This window comes from Algoriphagus jejuensis, from assembly GCF_039523455.1.
Classification (GTDB): Bacteria; Bacteroidota; Bacteroidia; order Cytophagales; family Cyclobacteriaceae; genus Algoriphagus; species Algoriphagus jejuensis.
This window is the reverse complement of sequence record NZ_BAAAFI010000001.1, coordinates 18,692-41,839: the sequence shown is the minus strand read 5'-3', so window position 1 is coordinate 41,839 and position 23,148 is coordinate 18,692. Positions and strand designations below refer to the sequence as shown.

Sequence of the window (23,148 nt, the reverse complement as noted above, 5' to 3'; positions counted from 1 at the left end):
CCACACTCTGCCACGCCCGCCAGAGTTGCTGCAGCTTGATCTCGATCTTGCTATCACGTCAACATATGCTGGCCAATGCGCTGCACCTGTTTCTCCGGGCGCTACCCTACTTCAGCTCCACCACAGTCACCCGATAAAATGCCTCACCGTCTAGTGTCATTCCGTCCACCCGCAAGTTGATACGATCCATGCCATAGGGCACTTTGATTCTTGCTTTATAGGCCCCACTACTCGTCCTAGCTGCGGGATCCCAATACACCGTGGGCTTTCTTTTCAAATATTGATCTGAGGGAGGATTTCTGGGAAATTCTGGAAAGCTCGAAAATCCTCGGACGTGAAAAATCTGAAATCCTTCGGAGTTAAATTTCCGATCGTTTTCTGCGCCGGTTCGCTCCCCATTTTTGGTCTCAATCATGATTACTCCTGCATACCCTGCCATCCCAAAAATGCTTTTGCTGATATTGTCCGAATAGACTTTGATCGACTTAAGCTGTGAGGGCTCATAAGAATCCAATATCTCCCCAAAGTCAAACGCACTCAAAAAGGGCATACTCCGTCCGTCTATGATCAACAGTGGAGTGCCGACCTTTTCTCCGTAAGTATAGTTCCCAAACTTTCCCCCTCTAAATCGCAGCTTACCCCAAATTTCAGGCATGGTCATCTTTTCAAGCTCCTCTGGCCCCACCTGCTGCGTAGGTTCGCCATAACCATAGTTTCGATCTGCCATCGTTTCCCGTTCCTTCGCTTCTTCTTTCACAAACTCTTCCAGCAAAATGTAATCGCCCGAGTTGTCCAAAAAACGTTCCCCAGGTACTGGCAGCGGTCTAACTTCGTAATCCAGCTTAGGAAAAGATCCCCGGAATCCCGGTCTTTGGAACTGCAGCAATTCTACACTGCCAAACGGTCGTAGCTTATCATCCAATGCGGCCACTGCTATTTGCGCTGTATCTTGGAAACTGAGCCCTGTGGCCCAAAATCTGCCCAAAGAATCTGAAAAGACGGTTCCAAAATCCTCAAGATCGCCTTTGACCACGGAGATATTAGTGGCGGCTGAAGCCTTCTTTTTGTCCGGAAAAAATCGTCCCTCAACCGAGATCCCATACTCAATCTGTTGCGACAAGTCGCTGTCGAAGGTCTCGGGTAGTGCCACATCGATCCAGTCAAGTGCGTGTTCCAAGCGGCTTTTATCATCCAAATCGGGCGAAATACTTCCTTCCAGGGCAGAGAAGACAATTTCCGCATCGACAGGATTCTCAAACTCATCGCTAAATGCCAGTTCCAAGTCCAGCATTCGGTAATTCAACGAATCCTGTACCTCGACGTGGTGGTGGATCGCAATCTCACCATATAGCGATTCCTCTTCTTTCGCCGGCAACGCAGGATAGAATCCCTCAGCAAGTATTGGAACCGAAAGCTGAAAAATATCAGTTTCGGGAAAATTCAGATTCCATCGGGTATAGGCACGCAATAGGTAATCTCCCGGAGCAATCGACTTGTCAAGTACCATTCCTCCGGAAATCTTCCCCTGCTCTATTTTAAATACCTCTTCCTTTACCTTTTGAAACTTAGAATCGATAAGATCGACATAGAGAACCCTGCTCAAACTATCTGAATTGCTGGCATTTTGATAGGTCATTTTGCCGCCAAACCACAGCGTCTCACCTGGATAAAAAAATGGTTTATTGGTCGTGAGCCACGCTTTTTCCCGCAGGGTATTCAACTTTTGATACCGAGACTGAAAGGTTACCAATTGCTCCGAAAACCCACCGGAGAAACTAGAATCCGGCACAAAGTCCAAAGGCAGCGAGCGGGCGAGCCGTTGCCTTCCTATATATCCGGACAAAATCAGCTGGGTAGGATTGATCAATGTGCCATTGCGATCCACATCAAAATAGCCCGTAGGAGCATCCATCCAGGAGATCGCGTGATAAATATTGGTGTAGTAGTCACTGGGCCAAGGCTTGTCCATGTGATGAATTTCGATCCTGCCCGGCAGATATATGCGGTAGACTCCATTGCCCTGCGGCTTGTTGTACAGGGCATTCACTGTCAGGAGCTCAATGGATTTGTTGAGCTCCTCGGTAAAATCATTGGTACGATTTCTCAGAGAAGACTCCGGCACTACATGGTAAAGTTCAAATCCCTGCGCGCCGCTATTTCTCAGCAAAAGCGACAAGGCAAGGAAGCGGATCGAATTGCTGTAGTCGAACTCTCTGGCGTTTTTCCATTGCACTTCGGCCAAGGAATCGACCGAATCCATTTCCTTGTAAAACGCCTGCCCGTAAAATCTCGACGCATTTCGTAGCATTCGAAAATCCTGCAGGTAAAAATCTGTTTCGTAGCCCAAAGCCTTGTTGACTATTTTCAACGGAAGCTGTGCGGTCGCTTTGGTATAGTTGAAACCTTTGGGTGGTTTTACGTTTTCAAAATCCAAAACCCAAGGATTGAGGATCTCGATGTCACGACCATAAGGATCATCGGGCACCGCTAAAAAAACCTCCTTAAACATTCTATATTTCCGCTCCCAGCTTTTGTCCCGCTTGGCTTTCAGCTGAACTTCCGAGAGATTGTCTTCTAAAAACTCCAGTTCGAACGCTTGAAAAACAGCCTCACGTCCCTTTCTCTGGATGATTTTGGAGACGGTCTTGTACCCAACAAAAGACGCGACCAGATCAAACTCTTCCGGGATTTTGCCTCGGATGATAAACTTCCCGTCGGCATCGGTTGCTCCGCCCAGCGTGGAGTTATTGATGAAAACGTTGGCAAACGGCAGAGGAAGTCCGGAGCCCTTTTCGGTCACTACACCGGTGATGGTCTGGGCAGTCGCCAAATGCGTAAGCAAAAAAAGAAACGCAATTAAAATTTTGCGCATTGAGGACAGTTTTGGGTTCTGGGTGGTATGGATCATTAAACTAATGAATTTCTCTAAACTTTCCCCGAAACTGAAAAACCAGATCGCGAATGTTCAAAAACATTTCTCAACTGTTCGATTTCAGAACAGGTGCTTACATGTGACCGCCTAGATTTCACACAAAAGCACTTTTCTCCACTTGGAACGTCTTTTGAGTTCTGGTACCCAAACCTCAATTTCAATGTTGACTTTCCTTCTTTGGTGCATTCTATTTATTCTTTGCTGGCCCATTGCCATCATCGCACTATTCCTCTACCCCATCGTTTGGCTTTTGCTGCTTCCCTTTCGATTGTTAGGCTTTGCCGTGGAGCTGAGTTTCGATCTGATCAGAAATATTTTTATGCTGCCGTTTCGGATTTTGGGGGTAAAATGAAAAAAGTATCTAGTATCAAGACGTTAGACATGGAGCTGCTCCCGTAGTTCCTGGCAAAGTTAGAAGGCAAAGCCTCGAAAGTCAGAGTGCCTCGTCTGACTTTCGAAGCATCGTAAATCGAAGTTCATAAATCGTGCTTTGCGCTAATATACCCCAACCGCCGCAGCTGCATCCATATTTCCAAAGCCATACTGGGAGTTCCTGCTGGGATACAGATCCGATGTTGTCCGTAATCTGTCCAAGACCTGAGTTCTCGTCCAACCGGGATTTGCTGCCCAAACCAAAGCGGCAATTCCAGACGCCGTCGAAGTCGCGACAGAAGAGCCGCCGACAGTCGAGGGGATATTACCGCTACTCGCCAAGGTGATTGGTTTGGTGTTTGTTCCGGATCTTTCCATCACCACCGTAAATTCCACTTTGGAGCCAGAGTGACACGTATCGCATCGCTGATAGCCACTCCCCTCTTTGACTCCCGTCACAGCCACCGTCTCAGCCATCGTAGCAGGGAAAATCACACCAAACCAATTGGTAAAGGAGGTCGAAGTGCCAGCAGCCGCAAAGATCAGTTTGCCGCGATTGTAGGCATAACGGATCGCATCAGCCACTTTTGAATTGGAGAAAACATCCCCGATAGACAGGCTGATGATCTTCACGTCAGACCTATTTCCCAGTAAAACCAAAGCTTCTGCCACCCCATTCTTTTCATCTGTAGTATTAAAAATCACATCGCTTGTACCTCGGACTGAGATCAAATTCGAGTTGTAAGCAACGCCGACAGCAGCGCCCGAGGTATTGCGCGGAGAAGCCACAATCCCGGACATCGCTGTTCCGTGACCACATTGGTCGTTGGGCCCGTCGTAGCTTTTCCACCACAGAAACCCGGTCTTGTACGTTCCAAATTTTTGGACTGTTCGTCCTGAAGATTGCCCTGAGTTAAAGGCAGTACCGAAGAGCGCTTGATCCGGAGACAACCCGGTGTCAATCACTCCCACCGTTATCCCCGCTCCGGTGCTCATAGTCCAAGCTTGACTGATGCCCATTTGGGGATAGTTCCAGGAAGCTTTGGCTCCCGGACTGACGATGGAATAGTCAGAAGCGGAAAGGTTTGATTGCGGGTCATTTTCGCATCCAGAGTCACTGGTGATCCTGCCGTAAGGATTATCACCGTTGAGTAAGTCATAATTGAATTGATATCCAATCGGTTCAAAATAGCGAACCTCTGGCATTTTTCGCAGGTTTAGCAGCACGCTAAACTCGGAGATTTTCACCTCCAGATAAGGTAGCGATTCGTGAATGGTCGCTTCCGGATCTTTCAGCCGAGCGGCAGAATTTCCGTTGGTCTCCAAGGTCTCCGAGATCATACTGAGAATCAGCGACGCGGACGCCTTCCAAGACTCGTCGGTCACATCGTCTAGCCCAATCCTCGCGTTGGCTTGAGATTGCCCGGCAGGTTGATATCCGATCGTCAGAATCGAATCCCCCTGCAACAGCGCGCTGTACAGTAGCAGGTCGCTCTGATCCATCCAGACAAAGTCGCCGGTTTCCTGAATTGATTTGAGAATGATTTTGTCAATCTCCGAGCTGGCAATGAGCTCAACACTAGCTTCATTTTGCTCCAAAAGGGAGCTTGTCGGTATCTCTTCCTGGGTACAGGAAAAAACGAAAAGAATTCCCAAGACAGGAATCAGGTTGAATTTTACTTTTAAAAACATGTCTAAAAAGAGTTAGATGAATTGATCATCAATAAGTTAACGCTTTATCGCTGGGCGGAAAAAAAAGATGCAAGGAAAAACTGTATTCCAGTGTGCTTCGGAGCCGTCCACCTTGTCCTAGCCTGATAAAAATCATAAAATCTACTAAAGACATTGGATAGCTTGCAGAGAGACAAAACTGATATTTAATCCATAAAATATGACACCGAACAACCAAGAATCCCCAGCAATCAGTCCGGAAGAGTGGGAAAAATCCTGGGAACAACACTGGAAAAAAGCCCAGATGAACTATGAGCTTCCCAGCGAAGTCGAAGCGGTTGTATCACCCGAGCGTGACTTTCTGCAGCATTCCAGATCTTATGAAAAAGAGATGGAGCGACTGGATAAAGTCAAGGCGGAGTTTGAGGGAGCGATCAAACAAATGCAACACATCGGCCCCGCCGTGACCATCTTCGGATCCGCGAGATTTAAACCCGGTGAGCCCTTTTACGAATCTTCGAGAGAAACCGGAAAAGCGTTTGCGGAAGCTGGATTCTCCGTGCTGACGGGCGGTGGCCCGGGCGCGATGGAGGCTGCAAACAAAGGAGCTTTCGAAGCAGGCGGAAAATCCTACGGGCTCAATATCATCCTTCCTCACGAGCAAGCACCTAATCCATTCGTGGACGACACGATCAATTTCGATTACTTTTTCGTGAGGAAAACCATGCTCGTAAAGTACAGCTGTGCTTACGTCGTAATGCCGGGCGGGTTGGGAACGCTGGATGAGCTCTTCGAAGCCGCCACCCTGATACAATGCAAAAAAATCGGTCGTTTCCCCTTGATCCTGGTCGGCAAGGAATTCTGGTCTGGTCTAAGAAACTACATCAGCTACCTTGCCGACAACGGGGTCTTTACCCCCGAGGAAATCGGCTTCTCCAAAATTGTGGATACGCCGGAAGAAGCGGTGGAATTGGTATTGAAAAGCCTACCAAAAGACATGAAACTGATCCTCGATCAAGAAAAGTCCCTGTTGAAACCTAGACAATCTTAAACCCAAAATTCGATGAAAATCAAACTTTTTGGTGCCGCCGGTGGCGAAGTCACCGGTTCGTGCTACCTGGTCAAAACTGAAAAATCTGCCATTCTGATTGATTGCGGGATGTTTCAGGGAAGCAGGGATTCCGAAGAAAAAAATCTTCTGCCCAAAGGCGCAAGACCCGGCGAGGTTCAAGCGGTTCTTTTGACCCATGGTCACCTAGACCACACGGGACGGGTTCCGCTCCTGATCAAGCACGGATTTTCCGGGCCAATCTATAGCACCGCCCAGACGCTCGAGCTGAGCCGAATCATTCTCGAAGATTCTGCCAGGCTGCAAGATGCCGATGCCGAGCGTCAAAACCGAAAACATTGGGTACCCGGCGAACCGCTGGTGGAACCACTCTATACACCGGAGCATGTGGAAGCGATGAAGGTATTGAATCACGCAGTGGCATTGGATGAACTCATCACGATCACCGAGGACATTTCGGCAAGGTGGATCGAAGCTGGACACATGCTCGGATCTGGCAGCATAGAGCTGATCGTGACAGAGGACGGCAAGAAAAAGGTCATTGCTTTCTCCGGAGATCTCGGCCCCTTGAATCTGCCATTGCTTCGGCCTTTTGAGCATTTTCAACAGGCGGACATGGTATTCATGGAGTCCACCTATGGCGACCGGGATCACAAGTCCTATGAGCAGACCTTGATTGATTTCTTTCAGATCGTAACAGAAATCAGCGAACAAGGCGGCAAAATCCTCATTCCGACATTTGCGATCGGTCGTGCTCAGACGCTAATGTATCACATGGCAGAACTCTATAATGAGGGAAAGGTCAAACCCTTCCCGATCTACCTTGACAGCCCTATGGCGATCAAAGCGACCGAAGTCTATCGAAATCACCAGGACATACTTGACGAGGAATTTCAGCTCTTAAAGAAAAAAGGTGCTTTCCCCGTCGATGAGCAGTATTTTATCCCAACTCCAAGTGCTGAAAACTCAAAAAGTCTAAACGAACTCAAAGGCCCTTGCATGATCTTGGCAGGTGCAGGGATGTGCAACGGCGGACGAATTCTCCACCACCTCCGACATGGACTCAGGGATCCCAACACACACGTGGTGATTGTCGGCTTTCAGGCACATGGATCTTTGGGAAGAAAACTTGTCGACAAACATCCCGTTGTACGGATATTCGGAGAGGAGATTCCCGTGAATGCAAAAGTGCATACGCTAAACGGATTCAGCGCGCATGCGGGGCAATCGGAATTGCTTGAATGGTTTTCCTATCTGGCTCCTTCCAAACCACGCGTTGCGCTGGTTCACGGGGAAGACCAGGCACGAAGCGCATTGGCCGTATTGATGGAGGAGAAATTCGGAATCCGACCGGAGATACCGGAAATCGGAGATGAAATTGAAATTTAAATTTGACAAAATGGATAAACAACTCACGACCAAGCATCAACTTGGGATTGATAAAAAGGTAAAACTCAAGATGGCTATTTCAGCCATTCTCTTCCTACTTGCATTTACAGTCAGCTATGCACAGGCAAATTGGCCGAAAGATGCTTTTGCGAAAAATGGCGCAAAAATCACCGTTTACCAGCCCCAGCCCGAAAGTCTGACAGGAAACGACATCGAGGGACGCGCTGCATTTTCTGTCGAAGAAACAACAGGAAGCGAATTGATTTTCGGAGTATTTTGGTATTCAGCGATCATCCATACTGATCGGGACACCAGAAAAGTCACTTTGGAAAGCATAAAAATCACAGACGTCAAGCTACCTGGCGTGGACGATCAAACTAAAATCACCAATTTGAAAACGTTATTGGAAACGGAAATTCCACTTTGGGGGATTGAGTCTACCATTGACGAAATCAATGCAACTATCGAGATCGAACAGCAGATCAATATGAGTGAGGGACTCAACAATGAAGCGCCGGAGATTTTCTATGCGGAAGAGCCTACCCTCCTTCTTCTTTTCGACGGGGAGCCAAAAACCCAACAGGATAAAGACCTGAAGATGGATCGGGTGATCAACACCCCCTTCCTGATCATTCAAGCCACTGAAAACAAAAACTATTACCTGTATGCAGGTCAAGGCTGGTATGTGTCTTCCAGTGTCAAAGAAGGCTATGAACTCACCAGCAAGCTTCCCAAGTCCATCACTGCGGTGGACAAGCAGATCAAAGAACAGCAAACTGAAAAGCCAAACAAGGAGGCAAAAGCTCCGAAAAAGGTTATTTCGAGCACCACTCCCGCAGAGATCATCCAATCGGATGGCAAGGCTGACTTTGCAAACGTCGATGGAACAGACTTGCTTTACATGTCCAACTCCGATGACAACATTTTCCGATACATCGCTGATCAAAAATACTACTTGCTCCTGTCCGGGAGATGGTATTTTTCCGCCAGTTTAGAAGGGCCTTGGAAGTATCTCCCTGCTGACACCCTTCCGGCGGAATTTGCAAAAATCCCCGAGACTTCACCAAAAGGCGGAGTGCTGGCTAGTGTACCTGGAACCAAGGCGAGCACAGACGCAATTCATGACGCTCAAGTTCCTCAGACCGCCAAGGTGGATAGAGCCAAAGCCAAGCTGGAAGTGACTTACGACGGCGAACCTAAATTTGAGCAAATTGAAGGAACCAAGCTGGATTTGGCGATGAATACGAAAACAACCGTACTGAAATCCGGCAAGAACTATTACGCAGTTGACAACGGAGTCTGGTTTGTCTCTGATGATGCCAAGGGCCCTTGGAAAGTCAGTGACGAGCGACCAAAGGATGTCGAAGACATCCCTGCCAGCTCCCCGGCTTACAACGTCAAATATGTGTACGTCTATGAAAGCACGCCGGAAGTAGTCTATGTAGGCTACACTCCAGGCTATATGGGAAGCTATGTCTATGGTCCGACGGTCGTCTATGGCACGGGATATTATTACAATCCATGGTACGGCCCCTACTACTATCCTCGTCCGGTGACATTTGGATTCAGCATGCACTACAATCCGTGGACGGGTTGGAGCATGGGCTTCAGCATGAGCTACGGTTTCTTCACCTTCGGATTCTACGGCGGTGGTGGTGGCTATTGGGGGCCTGGACATTACAGACCTCCGTATTATGGGCACCACGGCGGCTATGGCACCAATGTCTTCATCAACAATGGTGACATCAACATTGACCGCTCCAACAATATCTACAACAAGAGGAATGATGTCTCTACCCGGGACGTTCAGCGTGGCGATCGTGGAAATGGAACCGCATCTAATAGACCGACCGCCGGTCAAAGACCGGCCAACCAACCCGGTGTATCAACCAACGAGAGAAATCGCGCGAATACCACTCCAAGTGCGCGACCTTCCACTTCCCAGCAGCCCGCTAATCGCGGCAGTATGGCTGGCGCAGGTACGCGGGATGTGTATTCTGACCGAAATGGTAATGTTTACAACCGGGATGCCAGCGGCAACTGGAGCCAACGCCAGGGAAACTCTTGGCAGCAAACCAACAATCAGCCCTCGCAAATGAACCGTGACTATCAAAATCGCCAGCGAAGTGCCACCCAGAACAACAGCTTCCAGCAATCCAATCGCGGAGGAAATCTCGGCGGGTCTTATCGTGGAGGAGGTGGCGGCGCTCGCATGGGCGGAGGGGGACGCAGGAGGTAAAAGCTTCTTCCCACACCAGTCCATTTTTCTTAAAACCTCAAAGCCCAGTGTCATCCACCGACTCTGGGCTTTTTTGTTGTTTTCATCCTTTTGCCATACGCTAATTGATTTTTAGTGAAGATATGTCGGAAGCAGACAAGGTGGGCGATGTCCAAACTACTGTTTTCTCACCAGATAAACTCAAGTCTTTCAATACAATAGGATAATTTTTTTTAGCAGGATTTAGATTTATTGGAATTTCTCCAGCACAATACCAAGTTCAAAATTCAAAAATGACGTCATCAATAAACTACCACATCTTTTGTCGTCATTTTGCTTTCTTAGAAAATGAAAAATAAATGGAAAAAAAATGATTTTCGGAATTTCTAATAAAATGAACGGGTTGACTATAATTTTCTAAAATATCAACCTAGAAATTTCAGATTTTGCTTATAAAAGCGCTCTGCTTCCGTTTCTAGGCAATTTCCCAGGAAATCTCTTTCCCCAAATTTCAAAGATTAAACCTTGTCAATTGGGTTTTTAACATAAATTTCGATCAGGAAAACGGCTAGTCACCCTATTAGCCAGTCATACTAATTATCCATTATAGCCTATGAGAAATTTTACAAAAAAATTCTGTGGGGCAGTAGTTACACTGATGATTTTGGCCTCAATAGGAGCCAGCACAGTACATGCCCAAATCGCCATCTCCGGCACTGTAACTGACAAAGAAACCAAAGAGACTTTGGTTGGGGTAAACATCCTGGTGAAGGGAAAGGTGATCGGTACCATCACCGACCTTTCAGGAAATTTTACGCTGAATGTCAGTCAGGATCCCCCTTTCACACTGGTGTTCTCGATGGTTGGCTTCACCACCACTGAGGTAGAGGTTACCGGTGGTATTTCCAACTTCAAAGTGGAACTGGAGGAAAGCTCCATCATGGGACAGGAAGTCGTGATCTCGGCTTCGAGAGTTGAGGAAAGTATCATGAAGTCTCCGGTCTCGGTGGAAAAGATGGATATCATCGCTATCCGAGAAGTGCCGCAGGCTAGTTTCTTCGACGCGCTAAACAATCTCAAAGGTGTGGAGATGAGCACGCAGTCGCTAACGTTCAAATCTTTCAACACGCGTGGATTCAATTCCAACGGCAACGTACGTACGGTCCAGGTGATCGACGGAATGGATAATCAGGCGCCTGGATTGAACTTCTCGGTCGGAAACATTGCCGGTATTTCTGAGCTGGATCTAGAAAGCGTCGAACTGCTTCCCGGTGCGTCTTCAGCACTCTACGGACCGAATGCTATCAACGGAATTTTGCTGATGAACTCCAAGAATCCCTTTCAGTATCAGGGGCTATCCGCCAGCGTGAAAACCGGGATTATGAATGAAGACTCAAGAACTAGTCCAAACACAGGTTTCTACGACTTCAGCGCCAGATACGCAAAAGCAATCAATGACAAATTTGCTTTCAAAGTGAATCTAAGCTACCTCGCTGCTGATGATTGGCAGGCAAATGACTTCAGAGATCAATCTCTTCTCAATGGATCAACCATCGAGAGCGGCAACAGAATTAACAATCCGGCATACAATGGCGTCAATATCTACGGGGACGAAACCAACGTAAACATGTCCAGTGTTGCCAGTCAAATGGTAGCTGCGGGTGTTCTGCCTTCCGCAGCTTTGGGATTGGTGCCCAGCGAATTTGTTTCCAGAACGGGCTATGCAGAAAACGAGCTGGCAGACTACAATACCAAATCTCTGAAACTAAACGCAGCGCTTCATTATAGATTAAACGACCGTGTTGAGGCAATTTTGCAGGGAAACTATGGATTCGGAACTACTGTCTACACGGGAGCTGACCGGTATTCGATTGCCAACTTTAGTTTGGGTCAATACAAGGCAGAACTCAGAGGTTCAAACTGGTTTTTGAGAGCCTATACGACCCAGGAAAGATCCGGAGATGCATTTGCTGTCGGAATCGCTGCTCAGGGAATCAACGAAGAATGGAAAGCAAGCACGCAATGGTTTCCAGAGTATGTGGGGGCATTTGTTCAGGCCAAATTGCAAGGTGCCGACGATGCCACTGCTCATACTGCAGGTAGAGGATTTGCAGACCAAGGCCGTTTTATGCCTGGTACTGCAGAGTTTGAAGCGGCAAAAGCAAAAGTCACTTCCAAGCCAATTCCAGGAGATGCGACCGGCGTAGGAGCTCAGTTTGTGGACAAAACCAACCTGTACCACTTTGAGGGTTCCTATCAGTTCAAGGACATTACCTGGGCTGATTTCGTTGTGGGTGCTAACTATAGGATCTATGCCTTGAACTCTGAGAAGACGCTTTTTGCGACAGATGAAAATGGTGAAGAATTCAAAATCAACGAATACGGCGGCTATCTCCAGGGCTCCAAACTGCTTTTAAACGACAAGTTTAAATTAACGGCGTCTCTTCGGTATGACAAAAATGAAAATTTCGAAGGGCAATGGTCTCCAAGAGTCTCCGGAGTCTACTCAGTTGGGAATCATAATTTCAGAGCCTCCTATCAGACAGGCTTTAGAATTCCTACAACCCAGGACCAATACATCGATTTAAGGACACCTCAGGCGAGACTCTTGGGCGGTCTTCCCTTTTTCAGAGATCGGTATAACTTCAATTCAAATCCTGTCTATAGCCTTGCAACCGTCACCAATTTTGGAGCAGGCGTGCAGGCTGACACCCAACCAAGCTCACCGGTCTATCAGCAAAGCATTCAACAAGCGACTCAACTCGCCATCGCTCAAGCGACCATTATCGTGACTCAACAAGTCCAGGCGGGCCAAATCCCACCTGAGCAAGCGCCTGCTGCAATTGCAGCTTTGGCTCCTCAGTTGGTTCCTCAGATTGCAGCGCAGCTTGTGCCGGTGAATGCCTCTAACGCAAACCTGGATAAGTTGACTCCGTATGAATCCACCGACTTCAAGCCAGAAGTGGTCAAATCTTTTGAAGTGGGGTATAAAGGTCTGTTTGCTAATAGACTCCTGGTTGATGCCTATGCTTACTTCAACCGATTTGAAAACTTCAATGGAAGCCAAGTCTTGGTTCAGGACGGTAACGCAACTACGGGCGCACAGGGACCAAACCCTATCACCGGACTTAATCTAATCGGAGTAGGTCCAGGGGGGCGAAATGTTTATTCAGTTCCAGTAAACCGGGCTGAGATCATCAAATCTTGGGGCTGGGCTTTAGGCATGGACTACAAACTTCCAAAAGGATATTCTTTGGGAGGAAATGTCTCCTACAATACACTTTCTAATCTGGATGAACTTGCAGAGACAGGTTTCCAGCCATCATTCAACACTCCCGAGTACCGCTATGTCCTTAGCTTCGCTAACCGAGAAGTGTTTGACAACCTTGGATTTGGGATTTCCTACAGATGGCAGGGTGATTTTGTTTGGCAATCCTCCTTTGTAAGTCCAGCAGTATCATCTCAGCAACTCTCTGTGATGCCGTCATTTAGCACATTCGATGCGCAGGTGAGCTACAAGCTAAAAAGCATCAAGTCCATCCTGAAGATCGGAGGATCCAATCTGTTCAGTTCAAGCGGATACCGTCAGGCTTGGGGTAACCCGACTGTCGGAACGATGTACTATGTGAGCTTGACATTTGACGAATTTCTCAATTAAACGACCCGGAATCAGCCGATCAAAGCCATCTCGAAAGGGATGGCTTTTTTCATTTCTGAAAGTTTTATGCTGGGTAAGATCCTGGAAATTTTGCGATTATCCGGTTGTCTTGCCTCCAGGTTTGCTGGACTTTACGTTTCTTCCCTTCTGATTTCCTGTTGAAAAATTGAAAATCCTTGAAGGTCTATTCCGCGGCCAATACCCACCTCTTTTTCCAAAGGATAAAATGGAAAGAGCCTCTGAATCAAATCGATTCAGAGGCTCCTTGGAAATTTCTCAGGCAAGTGCCTTAGTGGACATCACCCATCATCTTCCGGAGTACCGGTTTGAGCAGGAACAGTACCAGAGCCGACCCGATCACCGTGTACACGATCATCAGAAACTGATCAGGCATTGCGGCCAATCCTTCTTCGGTTCCCCCGCTCGCTTCGCCTGCAATGATGCCTGCGAAAAGGTTACCCAATGCAATTGACAAGAACCAGATACCCATCATTTGACCTGCATAGCCATTTGGTGCCAGTTTGGTAACCAAAGATAGTCCAACCGGAGAAAGACTCAACTCACCAAACGTATGCAACATGTAGGTGATAATCAGCCAGCTTGGCGCGGCCAACTCTCCGGAAGCGGCGATCTTGGTTGCGAAGTACATCACGAAGAAGCCGATGCCCAGCAATAAGAGTCCAAAGGTGAATTTCAGCGGGGAGCTCGGCTCCAGGTGAATTCTCCCCAGCCAGATCCAAAGCGCTGCAAACACCGGAGCGAAAATGATGATAAACAACGAGTTGATCGATTGAAAATAGCCGGTAGGAATCTCCCAACCCAAAATCGTCCGATCTGTAAATCGCTCTGCAAACAGATTCAAAGTAGAACCCGCCTGCTCAAAACCAGACCAAAACATCGCCGAGAAAACAAACAGGATCGCAATGGCTCCCACCTTGTTTTTGTCGGACTTGACCAATCCTCCAAAAAGGATCACATAGCCCAAATAGCCAAATGCTACAATCGCAATGACCGTTCCCGATGCCCCTGCTATCGCCGGAGCATCGATCGGAATCACACCCGTAAACAAAATACCGATGATTGCTACACCAACTAAGCCGATCATGGAAGTGATAGATCTCAGTTTCTTTTTAGAAGCGATCTCTTGAGGAGTGACTACCACAGGTGCTTCACCGTAGCCATCAAGTGTGCTGCTTGTCAGTCGATATTGGATCAAGCCCAAAACCATTCCCAGGCCGGCGAGTCCAAAACCCATGTGCATGTCAAATTCCGCGACGGTGCTACAGGCGATCGGCGCGATAAATCCGCCGAGGTTGATGCCCATATAGAAAATCGAAAAACCGGCATCTCTTTTTGAACTGCCCGCCGGATACAGCTGCCCTACGATGGAGCTGATGTTTGGCTTCAGCAATCCAGTCCCCATCACAATCAGAATCAATCCCAAGAAAAAGGAAGTGGTATCCAGCGTGCTCAGCGCAACTTTCGAACTCTGGGCACCATATATCCAAGTCTCAATACCCGGCATAGCCATCATGAAGTGGCCCAAGGCGATGATAATCCCACCGTACCATACCGACTTTTTCAGTCCAATAAGACGATCCGCGAGCCATCCGCCCGGTAAGGCTAAGAGGTACACGCCCATGGTATAAAGTCCATAGACCGCGCCGGCTGTTTGGTCGTCAAATCCAAGACCTCCATCCACAATGGCTTTGGTCATAAACAGGATCAGCAAAGCTCTCATGCCGTAGTAGCTGAATCGTTCCCACATTTCTGTAAAGAACAAAGTCATCAGCCCCTTAGGATGTCCAAAAGCAGTCGGCCCCGAAAATTCTGAGTTAAGTAGTTTTTCCAAGAATCAATTATTTTTTTAATGAAACAGAACTGCAATGATAAACTTTTTTGGCTCTTGTTTAAAAAATTTTACCCGTACGGCGGCTGAGAGACAAGGTTACAGAATGAAAAAAAACCAGTGTTTTAAAAGGCAGCTCGGGAAACCTGACGAAAGTCAAATAATATTCTGATTTTTCTTCGTAATCGATTGTATCGCTAAATTTCGATGATTTTTTTATGTTGAATTTGAATATTCTCCCTAATTTTGATCAGACTATTTTCAGTTTGTAAACCCAAATATCTATGCAGGACTTAGTTCTGACCCCCAAGAATTCTTCTTATCCACAGCCTGATGTGGACACGAGAGGGAAAGTTTTCTCCAACCTTACTCCGGCCGAATTGGTGGAGCATTCGCTACGCAGAAAGGAAGGTTTTCTGTCTTCCACCGGAGCATTGATGGTCGACACGGGCACGTTTACCGGACGCTCGCCCAAAGACCGCTACATCGTCTCGGATGACAAGACACGTGACGCTGTCTGGTGGGGAGAGGTCAATATTCCTTTTGACACAGAGAAATTTGATGACCTGTTCACCAAGATGAAAGCACACCTCGCAGACAAAGATCTCTTTGTCCGAAATGCACTCGCCGGTGCCGATCCCAATCATCAGCTGAAGCTGAAGATTATCAATACCCTGGCTTGGCACAATCTGTTTTGCTACAACATGTTTCTGCGCCCGGCCAAGGAAGAATTGAAATCTTTCCAGTCCGATTTCACGATTATTTGTGCGCCGGACTTTCAGGCAGATCCAACAGTTGATGGCACCAAAAATCCAAATTTTGCCATCTTGGATCTGAGCAGACGAATGATCCTTATCGGTGGGACTGCCTACGCCGGAGAGATGAAAAAGGGGATTTTCTCGGTTCTCAATTTCATCCTTCCTCATGAAAAAGGAGTCCTCTCAATGCACTGCTCGGCTAACAGAGGCGAGGATGGTGATACGGCTATTTTCTTCGGACTTTCCGGAACCGGGAAAACTACGCTATCCGCAGATCCAGATCGACAGCTGATCGGTGATGACGAGCACGGCTGGACCGAAGACACCGTATTTAATTTCGAAGGTGGATGTTACGCAAAAGTAATTGACCTCAGCCACGAAAAAGAGCCCGAAATTTTTGATGCCATTAAATTCGGTACCATCGTCGAAAACACCCGCTTCAAATCAGGAAGCCGAGAAATAGACTATTTCAATCGATCAATTACCGAAAATACACGTACCGCCTACCCCATACATTTCATCCCAAATGCGGTTCAGCCCTCTATCGGCGGCATTCCAAAAAACATCTTCTTTCTCACGGCAGATGCTTTTGGGGTCATTCCTCCGATCTCCAAACTAAACAAGAGCCAGGCGATGTACCATTTCATCTCCGGTTACACGGCCAAAGTCGCCGGAACTGAGATGGGTGTCACCGAGCCTAAATTGACCTTTTCTGCTTGTTTCGGAGCAGCCTTTCTTCCGCTACATCCCACCGAATACGCCAAGTTATTTGGTGAGAAAATGGAAAAGCACGAAGTGAATGTCTGGCTGATCAACACCGGATGGACGGGTGGCTCCTACGGCGTTGGATCGCGTATGAAACTGGCCCATACCCGGGCGATGATAAAGTCTGCCTTGGAAGGAAAGCTCGAGTATGCGCCGTTCAGAAAGGATCCTGTTTTCGGATTTATGGTGCCAGAAATATGCGCAGACGTTCCTTGTCCTGTACTCAATCCGAGAAACACTTGGGAAAATCCGGAGCACTACGATAAGACAGCAAATGATCTGGCTAATGCATTCATCGACAATTTCAAGAAGTTCGAAGAATTTGCCGATGCAGACATACTCAAGGGAGCACCCTTGAGCTGATCTATCTGAAGAAAAGGAGCGGGTACATTGCCACTGGTAACGATCGGTCAACTGACTGTGACAACTAGTCGAATAATTCTGTCTCCTTTTCTTTTTGGAATTTCATTCCAATCTTCTAGGTGTGAGAGGCGGCGTGCCCATTCACGATGTTAGAACTTGCTCGGTTCTTTGCAAAAGAAAAAAAGGCCTGTCAGATGTTAGAAACTGACAGGCCTTTTTATTAAAATAGTTTTCGCTTACTCCTGGTCAAACAGCTCTTTCATCTCCTTCAGCATCGGCTCCACTTCGGACTTTTTCAGCTCCACGCTTCCTTCGTCTTCGGGATTATGCAGGTAGTGATTCCAGTGCTTTTCAGCTTTTCGGATGGTGCGAGGAGTAATGTCAAATTCAACCTCATCTAGATAAACCTTTGCCAGTGTGGACGCCTTATAGTTTCCGAAAAGATACACTTTGAATACATCCACAAATCTGTGGCTGAGGTCAAACTCCTCCAGAATCTGCGTGAATGCGCCCTGAACCGATTTATTCTTTTTGTCAAAAATCGTCTCAAAAATCACGTCGAGGGATTCCTCCTGAAATTTCGTTTTCGAAAGCGCTCTACATGCCAGGTAGGCTACCTCCCAAGCGTCACCCTTCACAAGCTGAACAAGTTTATCTTTTGCCTCCTCGTCTGCCACCCCGCCAAGTTTATCCGCAAAAAAATAGGCTTCGGATTCTTTGGGATCGCACATTCTGTCAAAAAGGGTCTGGATATTTTCCTGCATGATTTTTTTATTTCTTTGTACAAAGATATAGAATTGTTTTGCCCCCAAATGAATATTCCACAAGCAAAGCTCGTCAGTAAGCAATCGGTCGAGAACTTGCTCGCGACCGCAACGAATGGAAAGTTTTCCCTCAGCTACCTCGCGAAAAAACATCAAATGCAAATCGAGAAGGACGGGGTCTGGCTGGCAAAGATCTACTTGCCCTGGATGCTGGATTGGAATGAATCGCTTGGTTTGAGAGAAAAGCCTGACTCACATTATTCTATGATTCTAATCCGAGCGGGTCAGGCCGTTGCGGGTTATTTTCACTTGGGAAAATTGATCGACCACAAGGTATTTCGCGCTTATATGGTTCGTCAAAAACAAGGCGTATCACAGATTAAGCATCTCAAAACCAAGGGGAAATCACGTGCTGGTTCGCGCGTCAGATTAGCAGAATCGGAGCGATTTTTCGAAGAGATTAATGAAAGGCTAACTTCTTACGCTAATCGGTTTCCCATGGATTTCTGGGGAATTAGCTGCGCAAAGACTATGTGGCCATTTTACTTTTCTTCCGAGGTCTCTCCTCCTTTTTCCCAAAAAGAAGAAAATCTGATTGAGCTTCCGGTTCATATCTCTCAGGCTTCTTTTGAAGAACTGGTGCAAGTCGGCGAATTGGTTCAAAGATTTCATTTGATTTTTTCAGAGCGGGGAAAAGAGATTTTCGGAGAATTGACACTTGGCGAATCGGAAACAACCAACGACGATAATTGGTGACGCCTCAACTAGTCAAACATCCATTTCGAAGGGATTTAGTCGGCGATATCCTTCTTCTCTATAAACTGGATTTGACTTATTCCTTCAACCTAACTCGTCCTATTCCTAATCTTAGTGACACAGACAGGTTGAAGGAGAAAAAAATACGCTTTAACCAGAGAGCTCATTGCTTTTTGCCTTCAGATCCCTTTGGCTCGTCTATCGAAAAAAAAACCCCGATTTCTCGGGGCCGGTCGTGTTAAGTGGTTGTTTTAAATCAGGTTGTTGTTCCTCCCATATTTGGGAAATGACTAGAGATCATGGCCATTGTTTCGTGTGCCATCTTTACGTTGTATTCATAAGCCAAGCTCTTGTAATTGACCAAATCGACAATTGTACCGATAAAACAAAGCCCTACCGTCAGGATATACAGGATCCCAAGACCTACCTGTCCTAGGATAAACCGATGTAAACCCGCAAATCCGAAAAACCCAATCAAAGTCAAAATCAATATCATCTGCGCGTCCTTTCGTCTAGCACGGTAAACCTGCGCAAAAAGTGACGCTTGGTCTTCATCCATACTTTTCATCAATCCCTGGATGTAGCCCAGTTCCATTCCTTCTAGTTCCGGAAGGTGTCTCAATACATTAGCCATAATTGTGTGTGGTTTTTAAGTTTCTAATAAGGTTCCAAATACGATGGAAGATCACTGCATAAGCCAAAATGGCAAATGGGTGTATCGACCAAGAAGCGCTGAAATCTCCGTACGCGAGGAGATTCATTGATCTGCCCAATCCGCAACCCGGACACCAATCGAAACCAAGCTGACTGAGCGGACAAAGACTCAGGTGGCTTTCGGAATAAGGCTCCAGCATCAGGATAGCAATGATGCTCCCGACCCAAAAGACCAACTCCAGCGGTAAGCGGTGTAGATATGCTGCAAATTGCTTCATGACACTCAAAGTACGAAAAAGGTGCCAGCTACCAAATGTGGTCTAAATTCGCCGCATTGGGACTATGCGTAAAAAGTCTGGGTGAATAACGTACAAAAATGTGTCCGCATGTGGACAGGGTTTTTCGCAGGTAAATTGGCACTACGCAGGATTTGTCACCGGGCATTGGTCATTTCACAACCCGGCAATTACTCCTCCCACTACGCTAATTTTCTGTGCCACTGTTTACAATAAACACCGATCCCCCACTCCATTCTTCCGGTCATTTCGTATTTTGGACGCCTTAGAACCTGATTTCATGTATAGATTCCTTTTATCGCTTGTCCTTTCCATGTTTTTAATCCCACAAATGACTGTAGCTCAGGGAGGTTTCGATCTTCTGGTTATGGACACTGAGGGTAAGGGCAAGAAGCTGAAGCTCCTTCCTGAAACGGCAAAAACCCTGACCGACCGTCCGGAATACGACAATCAGCCCAATTTCATCAACGATTCTGAATTGGTCTTTTCCGCAGCGGATGAAAAGGGAAACCACGACATTATCCTTTACAGCTTTCGCACGGGCAACTTTAGCAATCTTTCCAAAACCGCCGACCGAAGCGAGTTTTCCCCTACCCTGACGGACTGTAAGCAATACATCTCTGCGGTGGTGATGGAACCGGACAGCACACAGCGCCTTTGGCTTTATCCCATCAATCTGGGCGAACCCGAATTGCTCTACGACGATATTGCCCCGGTCGGCTATTACGACTGGTATGATAACAAAGCAGCGATGTTTGTCCTCGGAGAGCCAAACAAATTGGTCTATGCAAGGGGAAAAGGAAACATCCTCCAAATCGATGATCACATCGGCAGGTCGGTCAAGCGCAGACCCAAAACATCTCAAATCGGCTATTTATCCATGAAATCTCCGAAGGAAACCTTGGCGGGGCTAGAGCTTCCAATCCGCACTTTTGATATCGAAAGTGGAAAATCAGAGGTTTTGGGATTTGGATTGGCCGGTTCTCTTGATTTCATCTGGCTAGACCAAAACTACCTGATTATGGCGCAGGGAAACGGCATTTATCGCAAAAAAACAACAGACTCCGAATGGGAATTTCTCGGAAAAATTGAATCTTCCACCCACCAAAACATAACTCGCATGGCCTACAGCCCTGATTTAAACAAGCTTGTAGTCACCATGCAACGCAAATAACCTCAAAACCGATGAACAAGAATTTCAAAAACGCGCTGGCTTTTTCCATACTTCTGCTGACTTCCGTCACCCTTTTCGCACAGATCGAAGACAAAAAAGGAATCACTGCCAAAGGCGCCGAAGTCGTGAAGGTCAAAGATGGATTCAGCTTTACCGAAGGACCCGCGATCAACCGACAAGGGGACGTCTTTTTTACCGACCAGCCTAATGACAAAATCTACAAATGGAACGCCAACTCCAACGAGATTGTGCTGTTTCGCGAAGGGGCTGGGCGATCAAATGGGCTATACTTCCAGCTCGATGGGAAGATGATAGCGGCCGCAGACCTGAACAATGAGCTTTGGGAGATCGATCAGTATTCAGGGGAAGAGACCGTGCTCGTCACCTCGTTTCGAGGGAAAAAGCTGAACGGCCCAAATGACGTCTGGGTACGACCAAAGGGCGGGATATATTTTACCGATCCCCTTTACCCGAGAGCATATTGGGAGGGAATCCGGAGCAAGGAAATGGAACAGGACGGAAAGCACGTCTACTTCCTCTCTGCTGACCGAACAGAGCTTTTCCGCGTAGCGGAGGATCTGACTCAACCCAACGGTCTCGTTGGAACGCCTGACGGAAAGACCCTGTACGTCGCCGACATTGGAGCCAAGAAAACCTGGAAATACGACGTTCAAGAGGACGGCTACTTGACCAATAAGACGCTTTTCTGCGAAATGGGGTCCGACGGGATGACTATTGACGAACGCGGAAACGTCTACCTGACGGGCAACGGAGTGACAGTTTTCGACAAAAAAGGGGAGCAAATCGCTCATATCCCTGTTCCGGAAAAATGGACTGCCAATGTTTGTTTTGGCGCGTTGGATCGCAAAACCCTTTTCATTACCGCTTCGGGCGCAGTCTATACCGTAAAGATGAAAACCCGGGGAGTTTGGTAAGCGTGTTGTGACGTGAATAATGCGATTAAACAGTAGTTAGCAGATCGCCAATAGTAAGACAATCACAAACCCCTTAGAAAAAGTAAGCCAGCGGTGCTCCATTCCTATAAAACAGAAACTCCCGGTAAGCAGCACCTACCGGGAGTTTTTTTATCGAACCTATTTTTAAAAGTTTCCGAACACCGATTTAGAAAATCCCAATGTAGTGGTTGCCTGGCTGGTTGACAAGTTTGGCACCTTTGCTTGCAAGGCCGGTCTTTGAGTCGATGATGTAGATGTTGCCATCTTTGCCGGTTGGTGTTACAGCAACATAGACATCGTCTCCGTCAACGACAAAGCCTTGATATTGTCCAAAATCCAAATCGGCGTCATAAGGGATATCAACTTTGGTAGCAGTTTTAGTCGCAAGATCCACATAGGCGATGTAGCCCTGCTCTACCCCATCATGGGTGTACAACACGATCGCCTTATTGTCTCCCGCATATCTCCAAGAGTCAACATAGACACCTTCTACCCCCAATGCAGCGTCTAAGCTGAACACATAGGAGTCGTCATATACATTGTTTGACAAGATCTTGAGGATGTGAGAACCATTCGGATCTCGCTGGGTTGCCTGGTAGATAGAACCGTCCTCGGCAAGAAAACTGTTGAAGCTTCTGTATCCGCTGCAGTCCCCGTGAGCAACGGAAGAGGTGATGATGGTAGGGTTTTCCAAAGAAGGGTAATCTACTACGACCGATTTGGTACCTAGTCTTTCAAAATCACTTTCGACGGTTCCCGTAGCGACGTCATACTTACGCATCCACGTTCCAATGATCAGCTTGTTTCCGGCCTTATTCAAAACAGAACCATCCAATCTGAAGATCGTGTGTCCAGCAGCTTCTTCCTCTTCAGTAAGTGGAAGCTCATATTGCTTGAATGCAGAGATTAGCGTGTTTTGCAGATCTAGTGACAGCACCGTGGCCACCCCTCTATAGTAAGCAAACGGTGCATCTGGATTAGCTGTTCCAGGAGCATTGTTGGCTTGGATATTCGCGACATTTACCGCGATTCCGGTTTTGTCGCCGTCAAACAGCTTCATCCATCTAGGTGAAGTACTGGCGTACTGAGAGATATTCACAGACACGTCAGACTGGGTGAAAACTTCACCGCCGTTCACGTCATACTTTGAAAACTCTCCTCCGTTGTCACCGGTGTAAGCAATGTTGAAAAGTGTATTGCCATCCTCAGAAGACTGAAGACGGGCAGTTCTGTTGGATTTGACACCATACCCGTTTTCGTAAACATTGATACTCACTTCTGGATTTTTTGCATCTTCCTTGGTTACTGAAAACACCTGAGTCCCCCCGTTGCCATCTCCGGGATTGGTTCCCATGAGTGCTCCCGCCACCGTGATCCATCGGTCTTCGGTTTCCTCGGGCGGAGTCACTGGATCTCCACCGCTCTCCGTACACGAGACAAAAGCGAATGCACTGAGCATTGCAACAAGAAATCCTAAGTTTAAAAACTGCTTTTTCATGCTTAA

Annotated in this window: 16 protein-coding genes; 9 read left to right on the top strand and 7 right to left on the bottom strand. The window is 47.2% G+C overall.

Features of this window, described 5'->3' with window-relative positions:
- Positions 1-106 precede the first annotated feature (106 nt).
- On the bottom strand, positions 107-2,872 hold the full coding sequence (locus tag ABD031_RS00155; protein WP_343847751.1) for a carboxypeptidase-like regulatory domain-containing protein: 2,766 nt from the start codon (positions 2,870-2,872) through the stop codon (positions 107-109).
- A 220-nt stretch (positions 2,873-3,092) separates the two neighbouring features.
- Here ABD031_RS00155 and ABD031_RS00150 point away from each other — a divergent pair, with 220 nt between their 5' ends.
- Complete coding sequence (locus ABD031_RS00150; RefSeq protein ID WP_343847750.1) at positions 3,093-3,284, top strand: hypothetical protein; 192 nt, start codon at positions 3,093-3,095, stop codon at positions 3,282-3,284.
- A 143-nt stretch (positions 3,285-3,427) separates the two neighbouring features.
- Here ABD031_RS00150 and ABD031_RS00145 read toward each other — a convergent pair whose 3' ends face one another.
- Positions 3,428-4,996, bottom strand: a complete 1,569-nt coding sequence (locus ABD031_RS00145; RefSeq protein WP_343847749.1) for a S8 family serine peptidase — start codon at positions 4,994-4,996, stop codon at positions 3,428-3,430.
- Between the two features lie 199 nt (positions 4,997-5,195).
- On the opposite strand from ABD031_RS00145, the gene ABD031_RS00140 reads away from it, so the two are divergent.
- From ABD031_RS00140 to ABD031_RS00125, 4 genes are all read left to right on the top strand, one after another.
- Positions 5,196-6,026 (top strand): LOG family protein, encoded by an 831-nt coding sequence (locus ABD031_RS00140; protein WP_343847748.1) that lies wholly within the window; start codon positions 5,196-5,198, stop codon positions 6,024-6,026.
- A gap of 12 nt (positions 6,027-6,038) precedes the next feature.
- Complete coding sequence (locus tag ABD031_RS00135; protein ID WP_343847747.1) at positions 6,039-7,433, top strand: MBL fold metallo-hydrolase RNA specificity domain-containing protein; 1,395 nt, start codon at positions 6,039-6,041, stop codon at positions 7,431-7,433.
- A 10-nt stretch (positions 7,434-7,443) separates the two neighbouring features.
- Complete coding sequence (locus ABD031_RS00130) at positions 7,444-9,672, top strand: hypothetical protein (protein ID WP_343847746.1); 2,229 nt, start codon at positions 7,444-7,446, stop codon at positions 9,670-9,672.
- Positions 9,673-10,264: 592 nt separating this feature from the next.
- Entirely contained in the window at positions 10,265-13,309 is a 3,045-nt protein-coding gene (locus ABD031_RS00125; protein WP_343847745.1) for a carboxypeptidase-like regulatory domain-containing protein, read from the top strand.
- 289 nt (positions 13,310-13,598) lie between these two features.
- Here ABD031_RS00125 and ABD031_RS00120 read toward each other — a convergent pair whose 3' ends face one another.
- A complete protein-coding gene (locus ABD031_RS00120) occupies positions 13,599-15,098 on the bottom strand; it encodes a peptide MFS transporter (RefSeq protein ID WP_425542697.1) in 1,500 nt (499 codons plus the stop codon).
- A gap of 344 nt (positions 15,099-15,442) precedes the next feature.
- On the opposite strand from ABD031_RS00120, the gene pckA reads away from it, so the two are divergent.
- Positions 15,443-17,044: a phosphoenolpyruvate carboxykinase (ATP) gene (gene pckA, locus ABD031_RS00115; protein WP_343847743.1), complete on the top strand. Its 1,602-nt coding sequence runs from the start codon at positions 15,443-15,445 to the stop codon at positions 17,042-17,044.
- 236 nt (positions 17,045-17,280) lie between these two features.
- On the opposite strand, the gene ABD031_RS00110 is transcribed toward pckA, so the two are convergent.
- Positions 17,281-17,808: a HEAT repeat domain-containing protein gene (locus ABD031_RS00110; RefSeq protein WP_343847742.1), complete on the bottom strand. Its 528-nt coding sequence runs from the start codon at positions 17,806-17,808 to the stop codon at positions 17,281-17,283.
- Positions 17,809-17,856: 48 nt separating this feature from the next.
- On the opposite strand from ABD031_RS00110, the gene ABD031_RS00105 reads away from it, so the two are divergent.
- Positions 17,857-18,564, top strand: a complete 708-nt coding sequence (locus tag ABD031_RS00105) for a hypothetical protein (protein WP_343847741.1) — start codon at positions 17,857-17,859, stop codon at positions 18,562-18,564.
- A 256-nt stretch (positions 18,565-18,820) separates the two neighbouring features.
- Here ABD031_RS00105 and ABD031_RS00100 read toward each other — a convergent pair whose 3' ends face one another.
- Together ABD031_RS00100 and ABD031_RS00095 are read right to left on the bottom strand one after the other, a co-directional pair.
- Complete coding sequence (locus tag ABD031_RS00100) at positions 18,821-19,198, bottom strand: TM2 domain-containing protein (RefSeq protein ID WP_343847740.1); 378 nt, start codon at positions 19,196-19,198, stop codon at positions 18,821-18,823.
- A complete protein-coding gene (locus ABD031_RS00095; protein ID WP_343847739.1) occupies positions 19,191-19,496 on the bottom strand; it encodes a DUF2752 domain-containing protein in 306 nt (101 codons plus the stop codon). Before ABD031_RS00095 ends, ABD031_RS00100 begins: the two co-directional genes overlap by 8 nt.
- 349 nt (positions 19,497-19,845) lie before the next feature.
- Between ABD031_RS00095 and ABD031_RS00090 the strand changes: the two genes are divergently transcribed.
- The gene (locus ABD031_RS00090) at positions 19,846-20,688 is read left to right on the top strand and encodes a TolB-like translocation protein (RefSeq protein WP_343847737.1); all 843 of its coding nucleotides are present in this window, start codon (positions 19,846-19,848) and stop codon (positions 20,686-20,688) included.
- Positions 20,689-20,699: 11 nt separating this feature from the next.
- The gene (locus tag ABD031_RS00085) at positions 20,700-21,623 is read left to right on the top strand and encodes an SMP-30/gluconolactonase/LRE family protein (protein WP_343847736.1); all 924 of its coding nucleotides are present in this window, start codon (positions 20,700-20,702) and stop codon (positions 21,621-21,623) included.
- A gap of 187 nt (positions 21,624-21,810) precedes the next feature.
- On the opposite strand, the gene ABD031_RS00080 is transcribed toward ABD031_RS00085, so the two are convergent.
- Positions 21,811-23,142 (bottom strand): hypothetical protein, encoded by a 1,332-nt coding sequence (locus tag ABD031_RS00080; protein ID WP_343847734.1) that lies wholly within the window; start codon positions 23,140-23,142, stop codon positions 21,811-21,813.
- Positions 23,143-23,148 lie beyond the last annotated feature (6 nt).